The sequence below is a fragment of the Frankia sp. CgJB1 genome, from assembly GCF_977947065.1.
The window spans coordinates 1-6,513 of sequence record NZ_CDWTNB010000210.1; the positions used below are offsets into that span (position 1 = coordinate 1).

General features: G+C 67.0%; 11 protein-coding genes. 4 read left to right on the forward strand and 7 right to left on the reverse strand.

What is annotated here, in order from left to right; translation table 11 throughout:
- Positions 1 to 189: 189 nt before the first annotated feature.
- The 4 genes from AC08OT_RS18115 to AC08OT_RS18130 form a co-directional block, all read right to left on the reverse strand.
- Entirely contained in the window at positions 190 to 624 is a 435-nt protein-coding gene (locus AC08OT_RS18115) for a type II toxin-antitoxin system VapC family toxin (RefSeq protein ID WP_462187110.1), read from the reverse strand.
- A gap of 18 nt (positions 625 to 642) precedes the next feature.
- Entirely contained in the window at positions 643 to 888 is a 246-nt protein-coding gene (locus AC08OT_RS18120; protein WP_462203318.1) for a FitA-like ribbon-helix-helix domain-containing protein, read from the reverse strand.
- Between the two features lie 470 nt (positions 889 to 1,358).
- A complete protein-coding gene (locus AC08OT_RS18125; protein WP_476594301.1) occupies positions 1,359 to 1,496 on the reverse strand; it encodes a hypothetical protein in 138 nt (45 codons plus the stop codon).
- Positions 1,497 to 1,553: 57 nt separating this feature from the next.
- Positions 1,554 to 2,153, reverse strand: coding sequence for a TetR/AcrR family transcriptional regulator (locus AC08OT_RS18130; protein ID WP_476603084.1), 600 nt, complete (start codon positions 2,151 to 2,153; stop codon positions 1,554 to 1,556).
- A 138-nt stretch (positions 2,154 to 2,291) separates the two neighbouring features.
- On the opposite strand from AC08OT_RS18130, the gene AC08OT_RS18135 reads away from it, so the two are divergent.
- The gene (locus AC08OT_RS18135; protein ID WP_476594299.1) at positions 2,292 to 3,200 is read left to right on the forward strand and encodes a TIGR03620 family F420-dependent LLM class oxidoreductase; all 909 of its coding nucleotides are present in this window, start codon (positions 2,292 to 2,294) and stop codon (positions 3,198 to 3,200) included.
- Between the two features lie 74 nt (positions 3,201 to 3,274).
- Here the strand turns inward: AC08OT_RS18135 and AC08OT_RS18140 are convergent, their stop codons facing one another.
- The gene (locus AC08OT_RS18140; RefSeq protein WP_476596307.1) at positions 3,275 to 3,430 is read right to left on the reverse strand and encodes a hypothetical protein; all 156 of its coding nucleotides are present in this window, start codon (positions 3,428 to 3,430) and stop codon (positions 3,275 to 3,277) included.
- Positions 3,431 to 3,791: 361 nt separating this feature from the next.
- Positions 3,792 to 4,640, reverse strand: a complete 849-nt coding sequence (locus AC08OT_RS18145) for an NAD(P)H-binding protein (RefSeq protein WP_476594297.1) — start codon at positions 4,638 to 4,640, stop codon at positions 3,792 to 3,794.
- Between the two features lie 89 nt (positions 4,641 to 4,729).
- Here AC08OT_RS18145 and AC08OT_RS18150 point away from each other — a divergent pair, with 89 nt between their 5' ends.
- On the forward strand, positions 4,730 to 4,888 hold the full coding sequence (locus AC08OT_RS18150) for a hypothetical protein (RefSeq protein WP_476594296.1): 159 nt from the start codon (positions 4,730 to 4,732) through the stop codon (positions 4,886 to 4,888).
- Between the two features lie 46 nt (positions 4,889 to 4,934).
- Positions 4,935 to 5,207, forward strand: a complete 273-nt coding sequence (locus tag AC08OT_RS18155) for a MarR family winged helix-turn-helix transcriptional regulator (RefSeq protein WP_476596310.1) — start codon at positions 4,935 to 4,937, stop codon at positions 5,205 to 5,207.
- 102 nt (positions 5,208 to 5,309) lie between these two features.
- Here AC08OT_RS18155 and AC08OT_RS18160 read toward each other — a convergent pair whose 3' ends face one another.
- Positions 5,310 to 5,498: a hypothetical protein gene (locus tag AC08OT_RS18160; protein WP_476594295.1), complete on the reverse strand. Its 189-nt coding sequence runs from the start codon at positions 5,496 to 5,498 to the stop codon at positions 5,310 to 5,312.
- 162 nt (positions 5,499 to 5,660) lie between these two features.
- Here AC08OT_RS18160 and AC08OT_RS18165 point away from each other — a divergent pair, with 162 nt between their 5' ends.
- Entirely contained in the window at positions 5,661 to 6,512 is an 852-nt protein-coding gene (locus AC08OT_RS18165) for an AlbA family DNA-binding domain-containing protein (RefSeq protein ID WP_476596309.1), read from the forward strand.
- The last annotated feature ends 1 nt before the right edge of the window (position 6,513 follow it).

Genomic DNA, 6,513 nt, shown 5'->3' on the forward strand with positions numbered 1-6,513 from the left:
AGAACTAGGGGGTCTACGCCGCGCTCAGCCATCTCGACGCGGTGCGCGCCGACATCGGCGGCTGGGAGACGGCGGCACGGACACAGCGCTCGGCACCGCCAGGACGTCGTAGCGCCCGTCCACCGACGCGGCGGCAAAGACCACAGATCCTCGTAGTGCCGCTGGCCATGGGCGACGTCGGGTGATGGTCTACTCGGCGGGCAGTACATCGGCCTCCCAGGGGTTGACCAGCTCCAAGCCCAGGCCGGTGAAGTCGCTGGTGTTGCGGGTAGCCAGGACGGCAATGCGGGATCGACAGATAGCCGCGATCTGGGCGTCGAAGCCGCTGATCGGAGTCCCGGCTTGTTCACGCTCGACCACGAGGCTGGCGTAGTGGCGGGCCGCCGTGACGTCGAAGGGCAGGACTCTGTCCTGGAACGCCGAGAAGACATCGTCCGCGGCTGCCATCAGCAACTCGCGGCGGCGACCGGATGGCAGTCGGACGATGCCGTAACGGACCTCGGCCACGCTTATCGAGGTCGTGTTCAAGGCGTCACCGGGTCGGCTGGTTACCCACCTTACGACGCGATCTGCTGGTACTGCGCGCATGAGCTCGGAGATGACATTGGTATCGAGAACGATCATTCTGAGGGTGGCACCCGGTCACGTGAACAGGTCCGCTGCCCGCGGTGCCTGTGTCCGCGCTGGCAGCTGGAGGTCGACGCCACCAAGCGCGCCGAACCGGGCGAGCAGGGTCTGAGCGAAACCGGCAGCATCCTCGGGCTCGCTGACCGCCTCGGTGAGGATCGCACGGATCTCGGCCTCCATCGAACGGCCGTGGTGCGCCGCACGTATGCGCAGTCGCTCCCGCACACCGTCATCGAGGTCTCGGATGCTGACCGCCGCCATTGGGACCACCTCCTGATAGCAATGCTAGCACGGGCGGACCCCGGCGGCACCGTCGCGCCGCCGGTCAGATAATCATGCGGCTACTGCTGGCTGTTCGAATATCAGGTCGGTTCCGTCGACGGTGGTCGACACTCCGATCGGGAAGGTGGGCAGCGGGTCGGTGTGACCGCCTTCGACGTGCGCGAGGACGGGATAGCTGCCGGCGGCCACGTGGTGCAGGACGAGGCGGTGATAGTCGTTGCTGGTGTTGTCGTCGAACCGGTAGGGGCAGATAGGGCTATCAGCGGTGCTGTGATCATTGGAACGCGCGCGTCAGCTGGAGGAAGTCGCAGGCTTCGTCATCGGACTGGCATTCGCGGCTTTGACCCCGCTTCCTCCGTCCCCCGCGTCCCGACGGGAACCCTGTCCGCATGGCGAACGGGTGGACGACCGACCCGGACGACCGGACCCGCAATATGGACAGTCCGCGATCAGGCGGACGCAGACCGTCCCATCCCACTCCATGTTTCCGAGACCGGCTGGTCCAGCACCATCCCAATGAGCCGCGCCAACGGATCGTTCGTCAGCAACTCGTCCGCTTCGTCGATCTGGCTCAGATGCAGCCCCACGACGTCACCGTAGCGCCCCAGCCCGCTACTCCGGTGGCGACCGGCGTCCGCCCCGCATCAGCTGTGGTCAATTGCCGACCCGCCAGGGCTGTGAAGACCCTCCAACACGAGGGTCAGCAGGCGGTCTGCCGTCGCAGTTCCAGGAACTGTGGTCACTGTTTGCTCGCACGCCCACGCGAGTCCACTGACCACGGTGAACAGTTCGACGGCGTCAAGATCCACGCGCATCGCGCCAGCCTCCTGCGCGCGGGCCAAGAGAGACGTCCCAGCCTTGCGCATGCTCTCGCAGGCCGCGTGAAGCGGGGTCGACGTGTCCCGCAGGGTCCGTAGGAGCGCGGCCGCGAGCCCTCGATAGGCGCCGGTGAACTCCATGAATTCTCGTAGCCAGATCGTCAGCGCTGGACCCGGCGATGAATCTACCGAGAGTTCGCGCGCCCGCGCGGTCAGATCATCGAAACGCTCATGGAGCACCGCTTCGAGCAGGGCCTCCCGCGTCGGGAAGTGGCGATAGAACGTCCCGATGCCGACTTCGGCCTGGCGGGCGATTCCTTCCAGGGAGGCCCCGGTGCCGTGCTCGATGAACGCGGCACGCGCATGCGCCAGCAACTTCTCGCGGTTGGCTCTGGCATTCGCACGCATGGGCCGCGTCTCAGCCACCCCGCCCGATCGCCTTCCCTTCGCAGCACATAGACGGAAGCTACCTCCTCCCCAGACACCTTACCGGAGGCAGCCTCCGGTATGTTCGACGCGACCGGAGGGTACCTCCGGCAGGTGGAGCGACAGAAGGGATCGGCAATGAGCATCTCGGAGGTCCGCCGACGCCTGGGTCGGTTCGGGGTATGGCTTCCCCCGTTCGTCCTGCTGAGTAGTCCAGTTGCCACCCAGCACCAGGATTTCGCCCGGATCGAGCGGCTGGGGTACGGGTCGGTGTGGAGCGGGGAGACGCCGCCAGGCGCACCGGCCACCGGTCGCGAGGCGTTTGCGCAGCACGGGCTGATGCTTGCCTCAACTGATCGGATCATCGTTGGCACGGGCATCGCGAACATCAGCACCCGCGCCTCGGGCGCGATGCACACCGGCGCCGCGACACTGGCCGAGGCCTATCCTGGGCGATTCCTCCTCGGCCTCGGTGGCCAGTCCGGCGAACGACCCCTTTCCCACCTGCGTGATTATCTCGACGCGATGGACGAGGCCGCTGCGCACCTTCCGCAGCTGCCAGCTCCGCGATACCCACGCGTCCTCGCCACCCTCGGACCGCGCGTGCACCGGCTGGCTCGCGAGCGCGCCGACGGCGTCCACCCGTTCCTGCAGCCGGTGGCGCACACGGCGGCCGCCCCCGCCGTGCTGGGCCCCGACCCGTTGGTCATCCCGCACCAGGCCATGATCCTTGAGCGCGATGCGCAGGCCGGCCGGACCTGGCTGCGGACCATCTTCGATCTCGGCGTGGATGCCCCTGACTCCCCCTACACCAGGAACTACCGCCGGCTCGGCTACAGCGAGGCAGACATGGCTGAACGCGGCGACAGCCTGATTGACGACGTCCTCGCCTGGGGCGACGAGACCGCTGTCGCGGCAAGGCTCATCGCCCACATTGATGCCGGCGCCGACCACGTACTCGTGAACCCGTTCGCCCCCGATCTCTCCCAAGCAGTCGACCAGCTCGAGCGCCTTGCCCCGCTGCTGAGGCTGGACGCCCAGAGCTGAGCGGAGGGCAGGAGGCGAAGCACCAGGCGGCTCTTTGCTCCGGCGGCCGCAGAGCGGCACGCGACGCTTCATGGTCAAGCAGGCACGAAACGATCCGTCCCGCTCCATCCTTCCGAAACCGGCTGATCCAGCACCATCCCGATCAACAGCGCCAACGGGTCGTTCGTCAGCAGCTCGTCAGCCTCGTCGATCTGGCTCAAGTGAAGTCCCACCGTCATCACGATAGCCACAGGCCCAGCCGTCGATCCGCTGGCCAGCACAGCGCGGTCGACGTCGTCCGTACTGTCGTGAGTCGCTGACCGAACGGCTACGTGAGCGCATCGCTGGGCGGACGCCCGCGCAGCAGCGCGATGTCGGCAAGGCAGCCCCACCGAGCGCCAAGCTCACCGCCAGATCCGTCAGCACCTTCGCGATCATGCCCCGCCGCCAGCGCTCGTCACGGCGCCAGTGCCGCCACCCAGCCCGGACACCCGAACCGTCTCGGAGCAGCAACCCATCCGCCGATGACACGACATCCCGCCCGCGACAATGTCGACACGGACAGACCCAGACGCACGACGGCGAACAGGGCAGTTCGGCCCGAGGCAGGGGTCAGCCGCGCTGGAAGGCGCTCCGGTGGGCTTCGAGCCAGGAGCGCAACGACCGGGCCGGGTGACCGGTGATCCGCTCGACCGTGTTGGTGACGGGGGCGGTCTGGCCGATGGTCGCCGCGGCCACGTCGAGCAGCGTTTCCAGGATCGGACGGGGAATTCGGCCCTGGTCGAGGTCCAGTGCCTCCTCCCGGGTCACGTCCTCGACGGTGACGTCGGCACCGAGCACGTCGCCGATGATCGCGACCGCGTCCCGCAGGCGCATCGGCTCCGGTCCCGTGAGGATCTGCATCCGGGAACGGAAGGTCTCCTGGGTAAGGAGGTGGGCGGCGACCTCGGCGATGTCGTCGGGATGGATCGGCGTGACAGGGGCGTCCGCGAACGCCATCGCGACCCGTCCGCTGGTCTGGATCTGATCTGCCCAGTCGCGCCGGGTATTGGTCGCGAGCCAGCTCGGGTAGAGCACCGTGTGCGAGAGACCCGACTCGGCCACGGCCCGCTCGATCCCGCGGTGAATTTGCCCGATGGGCCGGTCGAACTCCCCGACCTCGTAGGCCGCCGGCGAGGACAGCAACACCACGTATTGCACGCCCGCGTCCACGGCCGCCGCCACGAAGGCCTCGACAGTACCGATCACCGGATAGAGGAAGACGGTCTCGACCCCTCGCAGCACCTTCGCCGCCGACGGCCCGGGGTCGGCGAGGTCGAGTTCGGCCAGCTCGACGCCGGCGGGCAGCCGTAGGCTCGTCGCATCACGGGACGAGCCACGAACTGGGTGGCTCGACCCGGCCAGCATGGCGACCAGACGCGACCCGATGTTCCCGCTGGCGCCTGTGACAAGGGTGGTCATGACTCTCCGATCACGCAGGTGCTACATCTGAGATTACCTTTGGATGCAAAGTATCTTTGGTTAAAAAGGCAAAGGAGGCGAGGAGGACCATGTCAAGCCGGAGCGAGGACGAGCTCGATGTGGACCAGGCTGTCCGCGCGCTGTTGCTACTGATGCCGCAGCTGGTCGGGCGGGCGAAACGGACGCCGCCGCCCGCCGAGCTCGCCGGCCTGGCGCTCGGCCCACGGCACCTGTCCCTGCTCTCTTAACCTGCTGCTTGACGGCCCCACCACCGTCAACGCACTGGCCACACGGCTGGAAGTCGCGCCCACGACCGTCAGCCTGATGGTCGCCGACCTGGACCACGCCAAGATCGTCGAGAGGCACGAGGATCCCGGCGATCGCCGACGCCGGATCGTCAGTATCGCCGCCACGGGCCGCCCCGTGATCGAGGGATGGCTCGGCTCGGGCACCCGCGCCTGGCGGGAGGCGCTCCAACCGCTGACCCCGGCCGAACGCCACCTGGTCGTCAGCACCCTGCGCGCCTACGAACGCGCCGCCAGTGAGGGCGCCTCCGACCCGAGTTGAGTACGACACCACAATGCCCGCGGTGCGCGCCGAGAAGCTGACACGGTCGCCGCTGTGATCTCTGGCTCCGGCAGGCGCGGGCCGGAGCCAGGCCCCACGCGGTCAGACGGGCATGGAGCCGCCCGTCCCGCTCGTTCTTTCCGACATCCGCTGGTCCAGGACCATCCCGATCAGCGGCGCCAACGGATCGCTGGTCAGCAGGTCGTCTTCCTCGGCGATCTGGCTCAGGTGCAGGCCCATGGCCGACACCTCCTTGGCGGCAAGCCAGACCCCGTCGATCGTGCACGTCATGGGCACTAGCCGCCGCTCCAACGCCAACCACAGACGGACGCAGAGCCGGTCCGGCGCCTGCCCCCAGGGCCTGGATGCAGGGTACCTGACACAGCCTAACAAGGCTTCTACAGCCTCACAACATCATGCTAGGCTGTGTCAGGCTCACTGGGAGGCTGACACATGCAGGCAGCAGAACTGGCCGAGTTGGTTGCCCCGCTTCGCCGGATCGGTCGCGACGACGCAGGACTTGAGGTCAAGCTGGCGTCAACCGACAAACTGCCCAATGAGACCGCACAGACCCTGTGCGCATTCGCAAACACTCCAGGCGGAGGCACGCTGATCTTAGGCCTCGACGAGGGACGCGGGTTCGCGACCACCGGTTGCGAGTACGCCGCGAAGCTTTCCGCCGACATCGCGGGACTGTGTCGAGATGCCCTCCATCCACCCCTCGTGCCGCTGATCAGCCTGCCGCAGTTCGAGGACAGGACCCTTGTCGTCACCGAGGTGCCGGAGCTCGACGCAGCAGACAAGCCCTGCTACCTGCGGAGCAAGGGGCAGCCAAACGGTTCATATATCCGCATCTCGGATGGAGATCATCGGCTCTCGTCGTACGAGGTGAGCCAATTATTGATCAACCGGGGCCAGCCGACGTTTGATCGGGAGCCCGTCGAAGAAGCCAGACGAGTCGATCTGGACGACGAACTCGTCACGGATTTTCTGCGGGAGCTTCGCCGGTCCCGACCGACGTTGGCACGCCGGGACGACGATGATCTGCTCCATCGGTGCGGCGTGCTGGTCAAGAGCGCGCTAGATACCCAGCAGCTTGTGCCATCGCTGGGCGGGCTCCTCGCGCTCGGCCATGATCCGCAAAGTTTCGATGCGTTGCGCGGATGCGCGGTTACGGTGACCGTTTACCCAACGAAACGCAAGGGAGAGCCCGGTCCAGACGGCCAACGATTCCTGGACGACAAGATTCTGGAAGGGCCGGCCCCGATCCTCCTCGAGGAGGTTTTTAGATTTGCATTGAAATAAC

Bases quoted from the DNA above. Each gene is read 5' to 3' on its own strand.
- AC08OT_RS18160 (WP_476594295.1), bottom strand. From the start codon at position 5,498: ATGACGTGCACGATCGACGGGGTCTGGCTTGCCGCCAAGGAGGTGTCG.
- AC08OT_RS18120 (WP_462203318.1), bottom strand. From the start codon at position 888: ATGGCGGCGGTCAGCATCCGAGACCTCGATGACGGTGTGCGGGAGCGA.
- AC08OT_RS18135 (WP_476594299.1), top strand. From the start codon at position 2,292: ATGAGCATCTCGGAGGTCCGCCGACGCCTGGGTCGGTTCGGGGTATGG.
- AC08OT_RS18115 (WP_462187110.1), bottom strand. From the start codon at position 624: ATGATCGTTCTCGATACCAATGTCATCTCCGAGCTCATGCGCGCAGTA.
- AC08OT_RS18145 (WP_476594297.1), bottom strand. From the start codon at position 4,640: ATGACCACCCTTGTCACAGGCGCCAGCGGGAACATCGGGTCGCGTCTG.
- AC08OT_RS18165 (WP_476596309.1), top strand. From the start codon at position 5,661: ATGCAGGCAGCAGAACTGGCCGAGTTGGTTGCCCCGCTTCGCCGGATC.
- AC08OT_RS18150 (WP_476594296.1), top strand. From the start codon at position 4,730: ATGTCAAGCCGGAGCGAGGACGAGCTCGATGTGGACCAGGCTGTCCGC.